We start from the raw sequence: 21,367 nt of genomic DNA on the forward strand, positions 1-21,367 counted from the left end.
ATCCGAGGGGTTAAAATGGCTATTAAATTAATTGCAGTTGATTTAGACGGAACTTTGTTATCAAGTAATAATACTATTTTGGCAGAAACTCAAAGAACATTGCGTGTTGCAGTGCAGAATGGGATTAAAGTCGTTTTAGCAACTGGTCGACCATTGTCGGGAGTCTTGAATTTTGCTAAGCAATTAGGTCTTGAGGGTGATGATCAATATGCAATTGTGTTTAATGGCGCTGTGATCCAAACTATTTCAGGCCATGTTTTAATGAGCCAGGAATTAAATTATCAAGATTTCAATAATATGTTGCGTTTTCAACGCTTGAGTCATGTAAATGTCCACTTTGAAACGACGAAGTATTTTGTGACTACTGATCGTGATTTGTCTGTGCAAATGCAAATTAACGCAGCCTTGACTGATAATATTATGAAGGTCAGAGATCGTAAAGAGATTCCACAAGACTTTACTTTTAATAAAGTTGGTTTTACCTCAACTGAAGGTGCTGATCAGGTGGAAAAACTTTGGAATAGTTTGCCTGATTGGGCTTTTCAAACTTACGATATTGTTCGTAGCTTTGACAGTATTATTGAATTAAATGCCTTAGGTGCTTCTAAAGGGAATGCTTTGATGGATTTAGCTTCGCGGTTAAAAATAGCTCAAAAAGATGTCATGATTTTTGGTGATCAAGGCAATGATATTTCCATGTTTTCTAACCCTGAGTTCATGAAAGTAGCGATGGGTAACGCCATTGGTGAAATTAAGGATAAAGCAGATTATGTGACTGATGATAACGATCATAATGGGATTGCTAAGGTACTTAAGAAATTTGTTTTATAAAGTATAAAAAATTAGTTAGAAGTGATTTTTATGACAGAAACTAAATATGATGCAAAATATGTGTGATATGCATAAGGGAGAAGTGCTTTTGCAGCTGCTCAAGGTGTCCTCATTATCTCAAAGTGATATTGCAGCAATGCAAAAAAAATTGAAAGATAAGGCGAAAGATGCCCCTGAAACAGTAACATGCAATTGTTTACCATCTGAAAAAGCTAGATGTTAGGGGGAGTTAGATGAAGAGCATCATAAAAATAATTTTACGGCTAGTGATGGTTGGTCTGACCACATTGTCCTTTTGGCTATTAATGACTAGTGATGTAAGTTTAAAAATCAACAATACACAGGCAATGGGAAAAGAAGTAATTAACCGTGTAGTTGCGGACTCAGACAATCCTAGTTTAAAAACGGGGGTAAAGCTCTTGGAAGCTTCTGGATTAGAGCAGACATTATTAGAGCAACTTCCGCCAAAGTATCGGATTGATTTATCTTATGCTGATTTATATAAATTGTGCGAGAAATATAATGATCAAGGGAGATTAACCACTAAAGATTTAAATTTGACGAGTAAAACTAAATTAGAAGAAATTATTAATGAATATTTGGTCAAGCAAATTAATCATAAATTGAAAGAAGATTCAGAAGATGTAAATCATATTGTGACAATTTATGAATATTCAATTTTGGTAGTAGCGCTATTATTCTTATTAGCAGTAATTTTAATCTTATTTGGCCGCCCGTCCGCTTCGATTCCGCTATTTTTGGCAACCCTTGCCTCATTTATAGCTTTGTGGATAGTTTCTAATGAAACGATGATCGCATTGCAAAGCCGAGTTTATAGTGGAATTATGGTAACTCTTTCGCAAGAAATTTGGTTCGGTTTGACCATTGGAATTATTGCGGCAGTTGTATGGCCATTTTTAAATAGATTAACTAAAAGGAAGAAAAATTAATGAAGAAAATTTTGTTTGTATGTCATGGTAATATTTGTCGTTCACCGATGGCAGAGGCCGTGATGCAATACTTATTAAAAGAAAATAACTTAGCAGATCAATATATTGCTGAATCTAAAGCAACTACGCAGGATGCTTTAGGTCATGAGATTGATGCTCGTGCACAACGGGAATTAGTTGCAAAACATATTCCATATGATCGTGGTCATCGTGCTAGTCAAATGACGCGGTCAGACTATGATAATTATGAATATTTAATCTGCATGGATGAAGAGAACTTTGCAGATATGAATCGAATTACTGGGGGAGATCCTAAGCATAAGGAACACAAGATTTTAGAATTTGCTGACTCCTATGATGATGTGGATGATCCTTGGTATACAAATGATTTTGAGACAGCTTATAACGAAATTTATCGCGGTTGTGAAGGATTAGTTAAAAAGTTAGCTGAATAAAAATAAGATTGGCGCTAAGCCCATCTTATTTTTTTGCAATTAAGCGAACGATATTTTCAGTTGTGCGGCTTACGTTTTCTGGTCCGTCTTTTAGGGCTTGCTCTATATCTTCTGTTTTAGCAAGAATCCCGAAAATAGCGGTAAAGCCTTCATCATAGAGTTGATCAATACCTTGACCTAAATGACCTGCTAAAGAAATAACTGGTACGTGATATTTCTGGGATATTTTGGCAACTCCGAAAGGGGTTTTACCGAATTTAGTTTGAAAATCAGTTCCGCCTTCGCCAGTAAAAACATAGTCAGCTTCCTTGATCTTTGCTTCGAGCTTAGTTTCTTGGGCAATTAATTGCACGCCTGGATGAATAACAGCGTTAGTAAAGGCGATCAGCCCAGCGCCTAGGCCGCCAGCAGCACCACTACCAGAAATTTTGGCAACGTTTTTACTAATAGTCTGGTCAATTACCTGTGCATAGTGAGATAAATTCTGGTCTAGAATTTTAACGGTTACATTATCTGCGCCTTTTTGTGGGCTAAAGACGCTACTTGCGCCATTAGGTCCAGTTAGAGGATTAGTTACGTCACTGGCTAATAAAAACTTAGTATCTTTAATACGAGGATTAATTGAAGAAAGATCAATATTGGCAATTTGATCTAAAGCACCACCTGCTAGCTTTTGAGTAATTTCATGCTGATTTTGATCAAGAAATTTAACACCAAGTGCTTGTGCCATACCAGCACCACCATCATTGGTGCTGCTTCCGCCAAGACCGATGATAATCTTTTTAACGTTGTGCTTCAAAGCTGCATTAATTAATTCGCCAGTTCCGTAAGTAGTAGTCTTTAAAATTGTTTCAGGAGTTCGTTCTTTTTTTGCAACATAGCAGAGGCCACTAGCTTGCGCCATTTCGATAATTGCGGTCTGTCCATCACCTGAGATACCATAATAAGCCGGTACTTTTTGATTAAGTGGACCAGTGACATTTATTTGATATTTTTGCCCGTTTGTAGCATCAACTAATGAATCAGTTGTACCTTCTCCACCGTCAGCCATTGGTATAGCGATTATTTGTGCATCGGGAAGAACTTTTTGAATACCACTTTTCATTGCCATACAGACTTCTTTTGCTGTCATACTTTCTTTAAATGAATCAGGTGCAAGAATGAATTTCATTTTAATTACCTCACTTTTTAGTTCATTGTAAAATATTTTGTGCTTTTTCACAAAATTATATTGACACCGCTTACAATGTTGACTATTATAATACCTGTAAGTGAGCGGATTACTGATACGATCAGGTTTTAGCTATTACAAATAATGTTGCGTTGGTATATCATTATTTGTGATAGCTTTTTCTTTTTTGCTAAGGTAGTGAATTATGAAATTTCTTAAAACATTTAATAATAGTGCTGCCTTAATTGAAAATGATCAAGGCCAGGAAGAAATAGTCCTAGGCAAGGGCGTAGGATTTGGTCTAAAAAAGGTGATCCTGTTGATGAAAGCAAAATTGAACGTTGCTTCGTTACCAAAGATGAAGTGGATCAAGTTAAGAGCTTTGACCCTAAAACAATTGAAGTAACTAATAAGGTGCTTCAGCTGGTCGAACCTCTGCTTCAGATTAAGTTCAATGACTTTCAGTATCTCGCTTTGACAGATCACATTGATTTTGCGGTTACGCGAATTAAGGATCATATTGATATAGCTCCCGCTAACAATAGTTGGGAAGTTCAAAATCTTTTCCCAAAAGAATTTGCGGCAGCTAAAAAAGTGGTCAATCTAATTAATCAGGAAATGCAGATCAAAATGCCGCAGAGTGAGTCAGTTTTGATGACTTATCACCTGGTTAATGCTAAGAGTGATGTTTCTCAAGTACAAGAAACAATTCAGATTACAAATTTGATTCGTGGGATAGTCGATATTATTCAATTGCAATATTCAATGCAACTTGATACGAGTTCCTTTAACTATAGTAGGTTTGTTTCGCATTTGCGCATTTTGTTAGTTAGATTTTTACGAAATAAGCAAAAGGGGGAGGCTTCACTTGATCCTGCAATGCTAGGTTTTATGAAAATCAAATATAGTAAAGCGTATGAAACAGCGGAACGGATCACTACTTACTTACATGCAAAAATGGGATGGGATTTAGACTCAGATGATGAATTTTATCTTGTTTTACATATTTGGTGCGTAACTAGTCGTCAAGATAATTAAATATCTAAGTTACTTAGGTATGTTACTAAGAGAATTAGGCATGAACCCGAGTTACTGAAAGACGTTGAACATTTATGTTCTTTAGTTTTTGAGTAGCTTGGGTTTTTATTTTGAGGAGGAAAGACTAATGGCTAAAAATTATGATGAATTAGCCAATACCATCATTCAAGATGTTGGTGGCAAGGATAATGTCAATAGTGTTGTTCACTGCGCAACTCGTTTGCGTTTTAAGTTAAAGGATGAGAAAAAAGCTAACGACGACGCATTAAAAGAAACTGATGGCGTTGTTACTGTAGTTAAAGCAGGTGGTCAATACCAGGTTGTTATCGGTAATGAAGTCGCCGATGTGTATGATGCCGTAGTCAAAGAAGGCGGTTTTGAAGCACAAGGTCAAGTTAAAGTTGGACAAGAAATTTTGTCACTGCAAGGACAAAATGAAACAGAAAAAGTAACTGGTCAAGTACAAACTAATTAAGTTATAATAATGTAAATGCTTACAAAAGAAAAGAGATATACAGATGACATTTCCAAAGAATTTTTTATGGGGCGGAGCTACCGCTGCTAACCAAATCGAAGGTGCATATGATGCTGATGGCAAAGGCTTGTCAGTAACTGATATTACAACTGCTGGTAGTCTTGATGCACCAAGAATGTTGACCTATAAGTTAAACGGCAAGTTGGAAAAAACACCAGCCATGCCAGGCGCAGGTCTTCCTGAAGGAGCAGTTGGTGCCATTGATCCTGATAGTTATTACCCTAACCATGTAGCGATTGATTTTTATCATCACTATAAGGAAGACATTAAGATGTTTGCCGATATGGGTTTTAAGACCTTCCGTCTTTCAATTGCCTGGACGCGTATTTTTCCCAAGGCTGATGAAGAAAAGCCAAATCAAGCTGGACTTGATTTTTACCGCAGAGTTTTTGAAGAATGTAAAAAGTATGGGATTGAACCATTAGTCACAATTTCTCACTATGAAGATCCGCTTTACCTCAGTGAAAAGTACCATGACTGGGGCGATCGTAAGATGATCGATATGTATGTTAAATATGCTAAGACTTTGTTTGAGGAATATAAGGGCTTAGTTAAATATTGGCTGACTTTCAACGAAATTAACTCTACTTTGCTAATGCTTAACTCTTTTGGCAATCAAGTAGACGATGACAAGGTTTATCAACATGCTTACCAAAAGCTGCACTACCAATTCGTAGCTAGTGCCCGTGCAGTTAAATTAGCTCATGAAATTGATCCTAATTATGTTGTTGGTAACATGATCTGTGGGATTGTTGATTACCCATTAACCCCAGATCCAAAAGATATTTTGCTTAACCGTCATATGTGGGAACAAGATATCTTCTATTGTGGGGATGCCCAATGCAAGGGTAAGTACCCAACCTTTGCTAAGCGTTTATGGAAGGAACATAACGTTCACCTTGATATTACTGAACAAGATAAAAAGGACATGCTTGAAGGTAAGGTTGATATGTACACCTTCTCTTACTACATGAGCAATGTTGTCACAACTCATGAAGTAAAGGACAAGATGGGCGGTAATTTTGCAGCTGGTGCCAAGAACCCATACCTTAAGTATTCTGAATGGGGCTGGGCCACTGATCCAGACGGTTTGCAATACTATCTTGAAGTGATGTACGATCGTTATGAATTGCCATTGATGGTGGTCGAAAATGGTCTTGGCGCTGTTGATAAGATTGCTGATGATGGCAAGATTCATGATGACTACAGAATCGATTACTTGAGAATGCATATTGAAGCAATGAATCGTGCGATCGAAGATGGCGTTGACGTTCGGGCATATACTACTTGGGGCTGTATTGATGAAGTATCAGCTGGTACTGGTCAAATGTCTAAGCGTTATGGTTTTATCTATGTTGACCGCGATGATGAAGGTAAAGGGACGCTCAAGAGAATGCCAAAAGATTCTTACTATTGGTACAAGAAGGTCATTGCTTCAAATGGAGCGGATTTAGATTAATGCTATATAGTCAAAAAGATGTTGAGAATTTTTTCTCAGCATCTTTTTTCTTTACTGTTATTTTTTGTATACAGTGTATAAGCAATATTTTTTAAAAATGTCAATATACCATATGAAATTAAAAAGTGTATAATAATCCATATCAATTTTATATAGGAGTTGTCTTTTTGAATAGGAATAAAAAGAAACGCAAGAAAGTATGGTTGGTAATTGGGATTGTAGTAGTCGTACTTATCGCATTAATTGGAGCAGGTGAAGCTTATTTCTTTAATGTGGCTTTTGTACCTGGTGAAAAGAGCGTGTTGAATAAATACTCTCATTATCGCAAAAAGGATCCTTTAGCTAATCAAAAGAAATGGTATGCTGAAGCAAAAAAGCAGCGCTGGTACATTAAGTCAGCAACAAGCAATTACCGGTTAGATGCCAATTACATTCCGGCTAAAAATTCGCATAAAACGGTCGTGCTTTTGCATGGCTTTGGTAATAATAAAAATACCATGGGACCATATGCCGGCATGTTTCATGAGTTAGGCTACAATGTGTTAATGCCCGATGCCCGGGCACATGGGCAAAGCCAGGGTAAATATATTGGTTATGGTTGGCCGGAAAAATATGACGTGCGCAAGTGGGTTGAAAAGGATCTGGCTAAAGAGGGTAAAAAGCAGAAGATCGTGATCTTTGGCGTCAGCATGGGTGGTGCCACTGCGATGATGACGAGCGGCATTAAGATGCCTAGCCAGGTTAAAGCTTATATTGAAGATTGTGGCTATACCAGTGTAAAAGATGAATTCTTGCATGAAGCACAGGATATTTATCATCTTCCTGGACCGATCGGTTCATTTTTTGTTGATGGCTTAAGTTTAGTGGCTAAAACTAATTTAGGCTTTTATTTAGGGGATGCCTCATCGGTTGATTCAGTAAAGAAAAATGATAAGCCAATGCTGTTCATTCATGGCGGCAATGATCCGTTTGTACCGACCAAAATGGTTTATGCAAATTACAAGGCGGCTAAAGGACCAAAGCAATTGTGGATTGCTAAAAAAGCAACGCATGCTCGCTCATTTGAGACTTATCCGAAAGAGTATCAGCATCGAGTAGATAAGTTTTTGAAAAAATACGTATAAGAAAAAAGGAATGTGTCAAAATGATACATTCCTTTTTGAATACAATAATTTAATTTTACAAACTATATATATCAATTAACTAATGTGACTATAAAATACTAGCTATGCTTAAAGCACAAAACACAGATACTATTGTTTTTAATAAGTCAACTGCAAATAAAGGAACAAAAGATGATTGCTTGCTATTGAAACCGATTACAAAGGGGGCTATATTGTAGGTGAAGACAAAAGTGAAGAATAATTCTTCAGAGGTAATTTTATGGAAGAAACTAAATTTGATGAAGTTCCAGAAGAGGAACTTGAGTCGGCAGTTGGTGGTAGACATAGGAAAGAATCCGATAGTTGGATGACTCATGTGATTGAATTTGGAAAAGGTTTTTTAAATAGCTTTGCAACTACTGGAAGCCATTTGAAGGGAAGTAACTAAAATGGAAAAAGAGGAACTCAAGAAGTATGAATCATTGAACAATGATAATTTATCTGATACAGTAGGTGGCCATCGTCATAGACATAGTGGATATTATGATGCAGGTCATTATGTAGGAAAGGCTGTACAAGCTGCGGCTGCAGTGGCTACAATTATTGGCTTATGCTGTGTAGCGAAGAACAATAAAGAGTAACTTTAATATTTGTTAAAGAAATGATAAAAATGAAAAATGAAATTTTAATTTACAAGTTACTTTCGATAATAACAGGCGTTCTTATTTTGACTCTGATTTTGTTGGTGAATCCCACGACTTTATTTAATAAAGCAATTGATTTTTTATTAGTAGTAGCGTTAATTATTGTTGATATAAAAATTATTATAGAAGTCAGAAAAGCCAAAAAAGTAAAAAAAGAAAAGGATGATTAATATTCCTTATAGGTGAAAGTCTTTGAATTGAGAAAATTCAAAGACTTTTTGCATAAATAATTCATTGAGGAGATGATTTAATGCTATTGAAATATAAGTGGGAGTATATTCCTCAAATAGACGAATCAGATTGTGGTGTTGCGTGCTTGGCAATGATTCTAAAACATTATCATAGTCAGGTATCGATTGCACATTTGCGACATATGGCAAAAACTAACACAGAAGGGACAAGTGCTCTAGGATTAGTAAAAACTGCTGAACAATTTAATTTGGAAGTTCAAGCAATAAAAGCGGATATGACTCTGTTTGATATAAAAGATTTACAGTATCCGTTTATTGTTCATGTAATTAAAGATGGAGACCTTCTTCACTATTACGTAGTCTTAGCTAGTACCAAAAAATCAATAATTATCGCTGATCCAGATCCAGAAGTTGGTATAAAACGGATGTCCAGAAAAGAATTTGAAAAAGAATGGACTAGAATTACTCTTTTAATGGCACCAACTACTGAATTTAAGCCAGTGAAGGAAAAGAGAAATACTTTTTTATCACTATTTCCATATATGCTAAAGCAAAAGAAAATTGTCAGAAACATAGTCTTGGCTTCTCTTCTTATGACAATTATCGGAATTTGTAGTTCATATTTCTTACAAGGAATAATTGACACCTATATTCCAGATGGGACATATTTTACCTTGTCAGTTATTGCAATTGGATTATTAGTTGCATATGTATTCAATTCTATCTTTTCATATGGGCAGCAGTTTTTGTTAAATGTGTTAGGTCAACGCCTTTCAATCGATTTAAATTTAAAGTATATTAGGCATATTTTTGAACTTCCGATGGAATTTTTTACCACTAGAAAAACTGGTGAAATTACGTCAAGATTTTCTGATGCTAGTAAGGTTATTGATGCTTTAGCTACAACAGTTATTTCACTATTTCTAGATTTAACGATTGTAATTTTAATGGGAATAATGCTAGCCGTTCAAAACTTAACTTTGTTCTTAATCACAATTGCGACACTACCATTGTATGCAATTGTGATTTTAGGTTTTGCTAAGCGTTTTGAACGCTTAAATAATGATCAAATGGAAGGTAATGCGATAGTTAGCTCCTCAATTATTGAAGATATTCAAGGGATTGAAACTATTAAGGCTCTAAATAGTGAGGAAGTTCGCTATCGAAGAATTGACAATCAATTTGTTAACTTCTTAAGAAAATCATTTAAGTATAGCAAAACTGAAGCATTACAGGATGCATTGAAATCATTTATCCAGATGTCGTTAAACGTAGTAGTATTATGGATCGGCTCTTGGATTGTCATGCATAATAAAATGACAATTGGTGAGTTAATGACTTACAATGCTCTTTTGGCATATTTTGTTAGCCCTCTACAAAATATTATTAACTTGCAACCGTTACTTCAATCTGCCAATGTGGCTCAAAATAGGTTAAACGAAGTTTATCTTGTAAATAGTGAGTTTGATAGTAAGACTGATACGGTTAAGAAAGTTGATCAAATCAAAGGTGATATTGAATATAAACAAGTAAGTTATAAATATGGGTATGGCAAAGATGTTTTACAGAATATAAACCTTAAAATTAAACAAGGTGAAAAACAAGTTATAGTTGGAATGAGTGGATCGGGTAAATCTACTATGGTAAAAATGTTGGTTGCCTTTTTTGCGCCAAATGAAGGTACAGTAACAATCAATGGAATTCCTACAACAGCAATTGATAAACATGTACTAAGATCATATATTACGTACGTACCGCAGACTCCATATACCTTTGCGGGTACAATTAGAGAAAATTTATTATTAGGAAGTAGACCCGATACAACTGAAGTGGATATGATAAAAGCTTGTCAATTAGCTGAATTTGAGCATGAGGTAGAAAAGCTGCCTTTAAAGTTTGATACTCCATTGGATGAAAATGCCAAAGTGCTTTCTGGTGGACAAAAGCAACGCTTGACCATTGCAAGAGCAATATTATCACCCGCTAGTGTTTTAATTTTTGATGAATCGACTAGTGGCTTGGATACTATAACGGAGAAAAAGGTAATTGATAATCTAATGAAATTACAAGATAAGACTATTATTTTCATTGCCCATAGATTATCGGTTGCTAAAAGAGCCGATGATATCGTAGTAATTGATGACGGTAAAATAGTTGAAGAAGGTAATCACAATAAATTAATGGCTAACAAAGGTTATTACTACGATTTGGTTAATAGTTAGGGGGAACTTGTTATGGAATATAAAGATTTAGAAAGTAGCAAGTTTTATTCTTATAAATTTAAAAATTTTTCAACTATGATTATTTTGCCAGCCTTTCTATTAGTCGTATTTGTTCTTGTAGGGTCAGTATTTGCTGTACGTGAGAAAACGGTAAAATTAGTTGGGATAGTAGAACCCACTAGCTCCTTAAATGTAAAAAATGATGCTGAATATTATGAAGGACAAATAATTGGAAAAGGAAAGAGTGTTGTTCTAAACTCAGGGAGAAAAATTAAGACAAGTAAAGTTAATGAAGTGCATTTCTCGGGAAATAATGTGGTTTTGTTTCCGAATCTAACTGATCAAAAAGAAATTAAAGTAGCTTCATATGCACCAAATGACGAAATTTCACTTTTGAAAAATGGACAAAAAATAAAGTTTCAAATAAAAAATAGGTATGGTGAAAATATAATTATTGATGGAAAAATTAACAGCGTAGCGATTTATCCTAAAGAAGTTGGTGGCAAAGAGGGTTACTTAGTGATGTCAACAATATTACCGACTGAAAAAGAAAAATCATATTTAAGATATGGGATGGAGAGCCAAGTTACAGTAATTATAAGTAGACAAACCTACTTTAATTTCCTAAAGGATGAACTTTTTGATAAACAATAGACAGTAATTACGATTTTGTGTAAAAAAAAAGAAAGGCATGTGCCTTCCTTTTTGAATACAATAATTTATTACTTAGTGGCGTTAGCTGGTTTTCCACGACCGACAAGCCAAGTTAAAATTAAAGCGATAATTGCTTCAATGACAATCAAGGCAATCCGGATTGATAATTTTGTGCTACCTAGCCAAATATCTAAGATGATTGAACCGATAATTAAGATTCCCATCCAAATCCATTGTACTTTATCAAAAGCAACACCATATTCAACTTCCCGGCGTCTAATGCCAGGTAAGATCGCACCTAAGCCAATCAAGACTACTACGGCGACAATATTGATGACTAATTCATACCACCAAAGACCAGTTCCTTGCTTTACATCTTGTGGTGCAAAACCAAGGATAGTGGCAGCTGCTGTGACTAGTAACAAGAGCAGTCCTACCAACCAAGCTAGCTTATCATTTTTAATGAAAACATATTGTGAAGGGAACTTCTTAGAATTTTTTCTAACTCGCATAAATGAGTAGAAGATCCAGCAGGTTACACCTGGTGAAATGATTGAGTTAAGGTTTAACAACCAGTTAAAAATGTCATTCATGTCAGGTAAGAAGATACCCAAGATCATAATAAATGATGAAAGAGCAACAGTTAAGATATAACCATTAACTGGCAAGCCATTCTTGTCCTTTTTACGCAAGAACTTAGGCATGTACTTGTCACCAGTGTCTGAAATCAGCATTCTGGTCATTGCATCAAGCAAGACGGCAACCAAAGCACAGTTGAAGAAGAGTGAGGTCCAAGCCCAGAAGTAAAGCAGAAAGTGTCCCATCCCGAACTGCTGGCCTAACATGTCAAAGAGGTAGTAAGCCCCGTTCATCTTTAAGTCATTTGGAATATGGTTAGCGTCAAAGTAAATGCCTAATGCAAATGAACCTAAAATAGTTAAGAAAGCAGTCATTAATGCCAAAGCGATCATTGCTTTAGGAAAGTCTGTCTTAGGCTTCTTCATCTTAGTTACATATGGTGCAACCAATTCGGCTCCGTTCATCGCATAAATTAACATTCCGACAGTTGACCAGTAGTGCAGGTTAAAGTTAGGAATGATTGAATGTAAGCCAAAATTCTTAGTTGCCATGTGACCGCCTGATTTAATTAAACCAAAGAAGGCCAAGACAACGAACAAGACAACCATGATAATCATCAAGCCACCACCAATAGTGGAAAGAAATTCCATTGAATTAGAAAAATGGTGTTCAACAATGATGAAAGCAATAAATACTACGAAAGTTAAAATGGCAAATAATGAGGTTGGGATCTTATCTTGAAAATCCTTTGTACCAGTTATTGCCCAGCCTAAGTCAACGATAATTTCATTAGCAGAGTCAACTGCGTAAGGAATTGAAGCAGCCCAATAGGTCCAAGCTGTAAAGTAACCTAAAAATTCGCCATCAGTACCACGAACCCATGAAGAAAGTCCGCCGCCTTCTTTATCAAAGGTAGAGCCAAGTTGCCCAACCATTAATGAATAAGGCGTAACATAAAGCAAACACATAATAATCCAAGAGGTGATTACAGGCATCCCTTGGTTTTGAAAATTGTACATGATATCGTCTAGTCCGATAACCGTACATAATGCCATCAAGGTCAAAACCGGCCAAGTGATGGTCTTCATTTTACTTGTTGAAGTTAAATCGTCCAATTAAATTCTCATCCTTCTCTATTCAAAAATATTTACTTCCTAATAAAGATAAGAATCCTGGCGACTTGTTTTTACATTTTTCGTTCATCCTATTCCTTTCCTAAGTGAAGGTATTCAAATAAATTCTACCTATTAAAATTGCTGGTGACTAGTGTAAAGCGCTTTCTATTTACAATCAAATCACTTTACTTATTATTGGTAAGCATGTATAATAAAACTAACAAAAAGTAAGCTGCAAAATTAAAAGAAAGGTGGGGATGCTCATGACTGGACAAGTATTGGCAATTGGAATTATTATTTTGGCGTTGGGACTATTAACTAAGGAAAGAAAGCCAGCGCCTCAAAGAATAAATAGACGCAGATAAGAGGTATTTATGGCAAAAACATCACAAATTATTCGTAATAAACAAGAAGCAAAATTTTCAACTAGGGCATACACGCGTTGTGAACGTTGTGGTCGACCACATTCAGTTTATCGCAAATTTGGCTTATGCCGAGAATGTATGCGGGAATTAGCCCATCAGGGTCAACTTCCAGGTGTTAAGAAAGCTAGCTGGTAGAAAGGAAAGCCAATGAAAGTTTTTGTAGCAGGTTCTCGCGGCAAAGACTTATTGCAAACTGACTTAAATGGTGCTGTTAAATTAATGAAGGCAACAGAAAAGAATGGCGTGAAGCGTTATATTCAATTAAGTTCTGCTTTTGCCCTAGATCAAGATAAGTGGATAGAAATTCCTTCTTGGGCTGGGATTATTGATTATGATATTGCCAAGTATTTTGCAGATGAATGGTTAATTCACAATACTAATTTAGATTACACCATTATTCAGCCAGGTAATTTAATAGAAAAACCAGCTACTGGGACAACTTCATTTACTCCAGCTGGTGGAGAAAATTCAATTGCAGATGTAGCCCATGTGTTAGTAGATAGCTTGAAGTATGATAATACAATTCATCAAGTAATTATTATGCATGATGGTGATACACCAATTGATGAAACCTTAAGCAAAGTTAAATAATTTCTAAAACGGGTCAGTTTGACGCGTTTTTTTGTTAAAGTTTAAGAAGTAAAAAGATAGAAAAGAGAAAGGTAATGGATAAATTTCACTTTACTAAACGAGAAAAAATTTTTTTGCTGCTTGCTTTAATGGTTTTAATTGCTTTATTTATTTCTAGTTCGATGACTTACCATGAACAGGAAATCCATGATAGTAAAATCAATCATTATTTTGGTTGGCTAGAAAATATAGTTGCGGGCTGGAATTTTACTTATGGCGGAAGAGTTCATAATGTTCAAGTTGATGGACGAGCTGGGTTAGCTCAATTTGTTCTGCGTAAGCTAGCACACTTTGGCTCGTATTTTTTGCTTGGTGGCTTTGGTTATTTAGGCTTGAGACGAATTTTTAAAATTAAATGGGTTGCACCAATTTTGACCTGGTTGATTACGATTGCTTTTGCTGCTTTTGATGAGTATCATCAATTCCTGACAGGAGATAGAACACCTAGTGTTCATGATGTAATGCTCGATGGCGCTGGGGCTTTAACAGCAATTTTATTAATTATGCTTTGTTCATTTTTAAGAAGAAAATTTTTTGTCAATAAAAAGCAAGTTTAATTGTTTGACACATTGAATTTTCAAGTGCTGTGAGTTAAGATAATAACGTTAATTAATATTAGAAAAAAGAAAGAAGGATCCTTATGTCAGGACATTCAAAATGGCACAATATTCAAGGCCGCAAGAATGCGCAAGACGCAAAGAGAGGTAAAATTTTCCAAAAGTTATCTCGTGAAATTTATATGGCTGCAAAGAGTGGTGGTCCTGATCCTGATGGGAATCCTACATTACGTATGGTAATTGATAAGGCACGTTCCAACAACATGCCTAAGGACAACATCAAGCGTGCCATCAAGAAAGCCGAAGGTGGCTCAGAAGAACACTACGACGAAATCACTTATGAAGGTTACGCTCCAGGTGGTGTAGCAGTCTTTGTTGAAGCTTTGACTGATAACAAGAACCGTACTGCTTCAGATGTTCGTGTTGCTTTCACTCGTAACGGTGGTTCACTTGGTGCTACTGGTTCAGTGGCTTACATGTTTGACCGTAAAGGCTACATTGTAATTGATCGTTCAACTACTGATGCTGACGAAGATCAAGTATTACTTGATGTTATGGACGCTGGTGGTGACGATCTTCAAACTAGTGATGACGCATACGAAATTTATACTGATCCTAAGCAATTTGCTGAAGTTCGTGATGCCTTGATTAAGGCTGGTTACAAGCTTGCAGATGCTGAATTAACTATGATTCCACAAAACACCACTCCAGTTCCAGCAGATAAGAAGGAACAATTTGAACACTTAGTTGATGCACTTGAAGATAGTGACGATGTTCAAAATGTTTACACTGCAGCAGCTGATGAAGATTAATTAGTTTAGTTAATAAAATGTACTTGGGATAAAGTTGATTACAAGCAAATTGGAGAATTAACTTGGAAGAGTGTTGAAAATACAACTCAAGTTGATGGTCAGGTTTAGATTAAGGAATTAAGCAACTAAAGGATAGTTGTTTGATTCCTTTTCTTTTATGATATTTTCTTCTAGTCTGATTCTAATTAATAGATAACCAAAGCTGCTATAGCCATAGGCAGTACGTTCAAATTGCTTAAAGATATGATAATAGCCATTTAACGTCTCTTGCCAGTTAAAGTAGGCCCTCACCAAAGTATTTACAGCGTTCATGACGTGGATGAGCATCGGCTATGGCAAGTTGATGACTAACGGCCGCTTCAACTTCTTGTTTATTCTGTTTAGGATGTTCTTGACGCCACTTCTTTCTAGTTAAAGCTCGCTTAGTTTTTCTCCAAGGCTTAGGAGAAAGGATATTCTGCTTTTTAAGCAAGTTATAGACAGTTGAGTAAGATACTTTAATATCCTCAAATTGTTCAAGCAGTTCGGTAAAATGTTTGAAGTTACAGTTTTGATATTTAGATCGGTATAAGGTTACAATTTTATTGTTAATTTCTGTGGTGAGACGATTAACAGGTTTGCGGTCTGTGTTCCCATGAACGAAGGCCGCTTTTCTTATTGCCTTTATGATTTACTACTTCTTTAATTGTCCGGTACTGTTCTTCATACTTAAATAAATCCTTTTCACTATTGCCATAACTTCCAATAATAGAGATTATGACATAAATAAATTATTGCCAAAATATTGAAAAATAGCATAATGCTGTTTTATTATATTCATGGTGTTATTTTTTTATATTATTTTAGGAGGAAAAATATGCTTTCTAAAAGAAACCAAGACTTAAATAAAAATTTAGCTGATGAAAAGCAACGTTTCAGCATTAGAAAGTTTAACGTTGGGGCTGCCAGTGTATTACTTGGTACCTCATTAATGCTTGGCGTAAGTACGCAAGTAGCTCATGCCGATAGTAATGTAAATGACAATAGCATTGCGACTATTAATGCAAGCAATGCAGATAATCAAGACAAGCAAGTAACTATAAGCAATCATACTGCTCAAGATAATGTGAATTTCGAAGCAAATAAGACTTCTGAAAGCACTGTAGATGATACTCAAACTTCAAAAGATTCTACTGAAGATAAAATTGCTTCAACTCAAAAAGTTAATAATAAGAAGACTGAATCATTAGAAAAGAAGGCTGATGATTCATCATTAACAACTCAAGAAAGTAATCAAGTTCAAAAAGATCAATCTAATAACGTAACTGCAACTACTAATAAGAGTACTCAAGATTCTAAAGAAACTACTACTTTGAATCTTCAATCTGCACAACATGTTACTAATCTGCTCTTAAAGAATCTAAAGCAGTCACTCCAGCAAAGCAAGTTAGTGCTATCCTTAATATTTATGATTATGGTGATGTTGATCCACAAACGCCCAATGCGAATCATGCTAATGATGTGGCATTTACTTATAATGGCACATTTACAGATGGTTTATCAATCAAAGATGCAATTCAGGCGCAAATTGATGCGGATACTCAAAAGCAATTAGCTTATAAAGACCAAGGTACTGCAATTATTCCAGATAAAGATGGCCTTCCTACTGAAATTGGAGTCTCACCTGTAATTTCTGCACCGTTTAGCGATAATGACCTTGGAGGTTACTTTTTCCGGGATAAGACTACCGATACTTATCGACAAAATAAACAAACTCAGTTAGTTGATGCCTATAATAAGTGGCGGAATTATAAGAAAGCTCATTTTGCATTAGCTGGTTATAAATTAGTCGATCAAGATGAACAAGCTATTAATCTTGATGATCCTATTGAAGATGGCAAGACTTATAATATTTATGTTAATCACCAACTTTCGGTTGTGAACGTCTATCACTGGACCGAATTAAAACGCACGGTTGAGTTTAAGTATTATTACAAGCAAGATGATAAAAATGCTCAGGCTGCCGATTCAGTTACTAAAAATGGTTACTATAATGATGGAAAATATAATCAAACCCAGCCTGAGCAATTTGTTAATACGGCGGGTAAACCAGTTTTCAGTAATTTGCCAAAAAAAGATAGTAATGTAAATCAAACCGATATTAGTGATGCCAATAGCTTCGAAACAAGACTATTACCTGATGATTTAAAAACTACTAAAGATCAAACTAAAGTCCTTCATGATACCATTAATAGCAGATATATCGATTTGGCTGCAGGATTAATTACGGACAGTCAGGGTAATCTAAATAACTATGGGAAGGCTTCTATGATATACCCAAGTGGCACTATTCTTTTTGAAGGCGAGCCCGTAAAACAAATCGATAATTGGCATACTTTTGACCCTAATGTACCAGACACGGGTAGTGATGATATTAATGATACAAATACCTATTCCACAGTACAGGGTGGCTTCAATAAAGGTACAGGCTATGTGGTTGAACGTGTCGATAACCCGGCTACCACGACTATTTACTACTACCACGATCAACCAGTGGACATCACATTTGAAGATGTAACTAACGGAGACGCCAATGCTCCTGTCTTGTCTAACTTTACTGCAAGTAAGGATCTGCGTGTAGATTTAAACAGTCAATATATCCCTGGTAAGCCACACACTACTCCAAAAGATAAGAAAAATAATAAAAACCAAAAGTACGAAGCTTACAGCTATCAAGCTGATGACAACACTTATAGCACCAATGCCATTAACGTTGATCCATCAGGTACTTTAAAGTCAAGTAAATCTTTAAACTATGCTGATATCTTGAAAGCTTACACTGATAATGGTTATGCGTTAGTTTCAAGTGATCCAGATGATTTAACTTATGAACTTGAAGATGTCTATGATAATAACCGCAATTTGCAACATAAAAAGCGTGTAGTTAAGTTGGTTCACCGTGCTGTCGCACATACTGATACTAAGACTGCTAACCGTACCATTCACTATGTAGCTAATACTAAGGATGGCAAGCAATTACAAGACGATACTACACAAAATGTAGCTTTAACTAGCAGTACTTACTATACGGATGCTGTAACAGGCAACCGCGTAAATGCAAAACAAGATGCAAATGGCGATTGGATTGTAGATACCGCTAATACTGATCCAGTTCCTGCAATTACTTGGACTATAAATGCTGACAAGAGTACTGGCTTGACAACAGATAATAAGAACTTTGCTGCCATTACAACTCCAGAAACTATTACCTTAGATGCTGCCGAAGCTGCAAAGCGTGGAACTGATGGAGGCGAATGGTACTTAGTTTCAACTGACAAGAACGGTGAAGTATCTTACGGCGATCCAACTAGCGACACTTGGAAGAGCGATACTCCTAATAAGATTGCTGATGGTTACTTGGTCTACAAGCAAAAGGCCCAATATAACATTCACTACATCGACGTTAACGGCGTTGAAGGAAAAACTACCTACGAACCAACTGATGGTAAGGAATTAAAAGATCATCAAGTAACTGGTGTCGGTAGTGAAGATAAGACCTATGTCGGTGACACTCCAGATGCTACCCAGAAGTTATGGAGCCCAGCAGATTATGAAAAGGCTGGTTATGTTTTAGTTGGCTTATCTGATAATGCCAAGGGTGATTTACTTGGTAAGCAAACTTTAACCAAAGGTGTTCAAGATCAATACGTTTACTTGAAGCACGCAGTTAAGGACATTACACCAAACACTCCAGCCCACGAAGTGCCAAAAGATCCAGATGGTAATCCAACTATTGATCCGAAGAGTTTACATAAGGAATTTACTCGCACTATTACCTTTGTTGCAAATAACGATGCCAAGAGTCCTTTGAAGGATAGCATCCCCCAAAAGGTTGAGTTTGATGGTCATATTTATGTAGATATGGTAACTGGTCAAACCACCACTCCAGAGACTGTTAAGGATGCAAATGGTAAAACGACACAAGTTGCAACTACCAAAGCTGGCAAGATTGAATGGAACCATGACACTCAAACTATGGATGGTGTTCGTCGTCAGTACATTACCTTAAACAAGGGCGACAAGTACGCAACTTCTGATGATATGGTTGGTACTTGGCACTGGATTAGTGGTACGGCTGACGAGATTACTTTGACACCAACTTCAGATAATCCTGCGGACCTTCAATTAGTTTACGAAAAGAACGAGCATGAAACAGGTCCAGATGAAGATCATGACTTACCAAAGGTTGACGTTAAGCAAGAAACAAAGACCTTCACTAGAACTGTTGTCTACCGTGGTACTAAAGATGGTGGCAAGACTTATGAAGATGTAAATGGTTCACCAGATGGTAAGAACACTTACAAGCAAACTGTAACCTTTACTAGAAATATTTTCTCAACTACTAATAAAGATGGTAAGGTAACAATTCTTGAAACTGATCCATGGACAGCTACTAATAGTACTATGGCGCGTGTAGATTCAAAAAAGCCTAGTGAAGTTGGTTATGATAAAGTTGATATTGAATCAGTTCCTGCAATCACCGTAGATCCAAATTCTGACAAGGAAGATTTAGGAACTACTGTTGTAACTTATACTGTAAATTCAGTAGAGAACACTTACCACGTAACAGTTCACTACGTTGATGAAGACGGTAATGTCATCAAAGATCCAGTTAAGGACCCAGTTGACTACAAGAATGGCGAATCTTACGACGAAAACAGTAAGAAAGACACAACTATTGAACACGATGGTAAGACTTACGAATTTACTCGTGTAAAGGAAGGCGACGTTCCAGCCGGTACCATTGATGGAAAAGACGTTGATGTAACTTATGTTTACAAGTTGAAGGAAACTCCAGTAACTCCACCAGTAGAAAATACTTACAATGTAACTGTAAACTTTGTAGATGAACATGGTAATGTTTTGCAAGATCCACGTCATAGTTCAGATCATAAGAATGGCACGGACTACAATGAAAGTGACCATCCAACAACGATTACTAAGGATGGCAAGACTTACACTTACATTCGTGTAGAAGATGATAAACCAACTGGAACTATCAATGGTAGGGATGTTGTAGTTACTTATGTTTACAAGGAAGTTGAAACTCCAAGTGAACCAACTACCCCAACACAGCCATCTACTCCAAGCACTCCATCTGAACCTGATACTCTAGCAACTCCAGATGAGCCAGCCAAAAAGACTAACTTTGGTAACGATGTAGCTCCATCCCACGAAAGTTACACTGATACTAACAAGGCTAAGTTTGAAAATGTAAATACTAAGAAGAAGTCCACTTCAACTAATGCGGTCTTGGCTGAAGATACAATTGCGGCTCACAAGACTCCTAAATACCGCAGAAGTGCAGTTCCACAATCAGATAGAGTTTTACCACAAACCGGTGAAAAGAAGACCTCTGGATATGTAGTTATTGGTTTAGCAGCTCTGGCATTAGCAAGTATCTTTGGTTTAGCAATTGATCGTAAGAAGAAACACTAGAAAAAATAGTTTTAAATAAAAAGGGCTCTTTGTCAAACACCCTAAAATATAAAGGTAGATAGAAACATGCCGATGTTTTTATCTACCTTTTTTCTTTTGCTTTTTTCTTTCCAAAAATTTTGAAGGGCGAGCGTCTTAAAGCTTATTTACCATGGCAAGAACAAGTCCAAGCAGAAGAACTTAAAAAACCGCCTCAGTATAACAGTGAGGCGGTTTTTGATACACTATTGTATTTGACACTTTGAAGTGGCAATAAGTAAAATTAAATCAGGTTCTCTACAATGGTTAGCTACACTAGTCATTCGAGTTATGCTTGGGATTAACAAGTGCTAATTCCTTTTCTTTTCTTTTATTTTATATGAAATCAAATTACAAACTGCAAGCAGATTAAAGCTAATCACATTAATCTTGTGATTAATAGAATAATGTCCCAAGTGATGGTTCATGTCATATTCTCT

General features: G+C 36.1%; 18 protein-coding genes and 3 pseudogenes. 18 read left to right on the top strand and 3 right to left on the bottom strand.

The window, feature by feature from the left end; translation table 11 throughout:
- Positions 1 to 15 precede the first annotated feature (15 nt).
- From Q0Y84_RS04955 to Q0Y84_RS04965, 3 genes are all read left to right on the top strand, one after another.
- Positions 16 to 831: a Cof-type HAD-IIB family hydrolase gene (locus Q0Y84_RS04955; protein WP_297951431.1), complete on the top strand. Its 816-nt coding sequence runs from the start codon at positions 16 to 18 to the stop codon at positions 829 to 831.
- A gap of 233 nt (positions 832 to 1,064) precedes the next feature.
- On the top strand, positions 1,065 to 1,781 hold the full coding sequence (locus Q0Y84_RS04960) for a hypothetical protein (RefSeq protein ID WP_297951432.1): 717 nt from the start codon (positions 1,065 to 1,067) through the stop codon (positions 1,779 to 1,781).
- On the top strand, positions 1,781 to 2,236 hold the full coding sequence (locus Q0Y84_RS04965; protein ID WP_297951433.1) for a low molecular weight protein-tyrosine-phosphatase: 456 nt from the start codon (positions 1,781 to 1,783) through the stop codon (positions 2,234 to 2,236). The genes Q0Y84_RS04960 and Q0Y84_RS04965 overlap by 1 nt, the downstream gene beginning before the upstream one ends.
- A gap of 25 nt (positions 2,237 to 2,261) precedes the next feature.
- Here Q0Y84_RS04965 and Q0Y84_RS04970 read toward each other — a convergent pair whose 3' ends face one another.
- Complete coding sequence (locus Q0Y84_RS04970) at positions 2,262 to 3,407, bottom strand: glycerate kinase (RefSeq protein ID WP_297951434.1); 1,146 nt, start codon at positions 3,405 to 3,407, stop codon at positions 2,262 to 2,264.
- A gap of 205 nt (positions 3,408 to 3,612) precedes the next feature.
- Here Q0Y84_RS04970 and Q0Y84_RS04975 point away from each other — a divergent pair.
- The 9 genes and pseudogenes from Q0Y84_RS04975 to Q0Y84_RS05015 all read left to right on the top strand — a co-directional run bounded on the left by Q0Y84_RS04975 (position 3,613) and on the right by Q0Y84_RS05015 (position 11,313).
- A pseudogene (locus Q0Y84_RS04975) lies at positions 3,613 to 4,445 on the top strand (PRD domain-containing protein).
- 127 nt (positions 4,446 to 4,572) lie between these two features.
- Positions 4,573 to 4,824 (top strand): annotated as a pseudogene (locus Q0Y84_RS04980) (PTS transporter subunit EIIB); the annotation flags it as partial.
- Between the two features lie 139 nt (positions 4,825 to 4,963).
- Positions 4,964 to 6,439: a family 1 glycosylhydrolase gene (locus Q0Y84_RS04985; protein WP_297951435.1), complete on the top strand. Its 1,476-nt coding sequence runs from the start codon at positions 4,964 to 4,966 to the stop codon at positions 6,437 to 6,439.
- A 167-nt stretch (positions 6,440 to 6,606) separates the two neighbouring features.
- Positions 6,607 to 7,563, top strand: a complete 957-nt coding sequence (locus tag Q0Y84_RS04990) for an alpha/beta hydrolase (protein WP_297951436.1) — start codon at positions 6,607 to 6,609, stop codon at positions 7,561 to 7,563.
- A 259-nt stretch (positions 7,564 to 7,822) separates the two neighbouring features.
- On the top strand, positions 7,823 to 7,990 hold the full coding sequence (locus Q0Y84_RS04995) for a hypothetical protein (RefSeq protein ID WP_297951437.1): 168 nt from the start codon (positions 7,823 to 7,825) through the stop codon (positions 7,988 to 7,990).
- 1 nt (position 7,991) lies between these two features.
- Entirely contained in the window at positions 7,992 to 8,183 is a 192-nt protein-coding gene (locus Q0Y84_RS05000; protein ID WP_297951439.1) for a hypothetical protein, read from the top strand.
- A gap of 29 nt (positions 8,184 to 8,212) precedes the next feature.
- Positions 8,213 to 8,416, top strand: coding sequence for a hypothetical protein (locus tag Q0Y84_RS05005; RefSeq protein ID WP_297951440.1), 204 nt, complete (start codon positions 8,213 to 8,215; stop codon positions 8,414 to 8,416).
- Positions 8,417 to 8,496: 80 nt separating this feature from the next.
- Complete coding sequence (locus Q0Y84_RS05010; protein WP_297951441.1) at positions 8,497 to 10,659, top strand: peptide cleavage/export ABC transporter; 2,163 nt, start codon at positions 8,497 to 8,499, stop codon at positions 10,657 to 10,659.
- A gap of 12 nt (positions 10,660 to 10,671) precedes the next feature.
- A complete protein-coding gene (locus Q0Y84_RS05015; RefSeq protein ID WP_297951442.1) occupies positions 10,672 to 11,313 on the top strand; it encodes an ABC transporter permease in 642 nt (213 codons plus the stop codon).
- 68 nt (positions 11,314 to 11,381) lie between these two features.
- Here the strand turns inward: Q0Y84_RS05015 and Q0Y84_RS05020 are convergent, their stop codons facing one another.
- The gene (locus tag Q0Y84_RS05020) at positions 11,382 to 13,007 is read right to left on the bottom strand and encodes an amino acid permease (RefSeq protein ID WP_297951443.1); all 1,626 of its coding nucleotides are present in this window, start codon (positions 13,005 to 13,007) and stop codon (positions 11,382 to 11,384) included.
- 374 nt (positions 13,008 to 13,381) lie between these two features.
- Here Q0Y84_RS05020 and Q0Y84_RS05025 point away from each other — a divergent pair, with 374 nt between their 5' ends.
- From Q0Y84_RS05025 to Q0Y84_RS05040, 4 genes and pseudogenes are all read left to right on the top strand, one after another.
- The gene (locus tag Q0Y84_RS05025; RefSeq protein ID WP_297951444.1) at positions 13,382 to 13,567 is read left to right on the top strand and encodes a type Z 30S ribosomal protein S14; all 186 of its coding nucleotides are present in this window, start codon (positions 13,382 to 13,384) and stop codon (positions 13,565 to 13,567) included.
- Positions 13,568 to 13,585: 18 nt separating this feature from the next.
- Positions 13,586 to 14,023, top strand: a pseudogene (locus Q0Y84_RS05030) (NAD(P)H-binding protein); the annotation flags it as partial.
- Positions 14,024 to 14,097: 74 nt separating this feature from the next.
- A complete protein-coding gene (locus Q0Y84_RS05035) occupies positions 14,098 to 14,619 on the top strand; it encodes a VanZ family protein (protein WP_297951447.1) in 522 nt (173 codons plus the stop codon).
- A gap of 83 nt (positions 14,620 to 14,702) precedes the next feature.
- Positions 14,703 to 15,431 (top strand): YebC/PmpR family DNA-binding transcriptional regulator, encoded by a 729-nt coding sequence (locus Q0Y84_RS05040; protein ID WP_297951448.1) that lies wholly within the window; start codon positions 14,703 to 14,705, stop codon positions 15,429 to 15,431.
- A 274-nt stretch (positions 15,432 to 15,705) separates the two neighbouring features.
- On the opposite strand, the gene Q0Y84_RS05045 is transcribed toward Q0Y84_RS05040, so the two are convergent.
- Positions 15,706 to 15,903 (bottom strand): hypothetical protein, encoded by a 198-nt coding sequence (locus tag Q0Y84_RS05045; protein WP_297951449.1) that lies wholly within the window; start codon positions 15,901 to 15,903, stop codon positions 15,706 to 15,708.
- Between the two features lie 384 nt (positions 15,904 to 16,287).
- On the opposite strand from Q0Y84_RS05045, the gene Q0Y84_RS05050 reads away from it, so the two are divergent.
- Positions 16,288 to 17,025: a YSIRK-type signal peptide-containing protein gene (locus Q0Y84_RS05050; protein ID WP_297951450.1), complete on the top strand. Its 738-nt coding sequence runs from the start codon at positions 16,288 to 16,290 to the stop codon at positions 17,023 to 17,025.
- Positions 16,932 to 20,909, top strand: a complete 3,978-nt coding sequence (locus Q0Y84_RS05055) for a MucBP domain-containing protein (RefSeq protein ID WP_297951451.1) — start codon at positions 16,932 to 16,934, stop codon at positions 20,907 to 20,909. Before Q0Y84_RS05050 ends, Q0Y84_RS05055 begins: the two co-directional genes overlap by 94 nt.
- Positions 20,910 to 21,367 lie beyond the last annotated feature (458 nt).

Origin of the sequence: uncultured Lactobacillus sp. (assembly GCF_947367125.1) — a bacterium.
Classification (GTDB): Bacteria; Bacillota; Bacilli; order Lactobacillales; family Lactobacillaceae; genus Lactobacillus.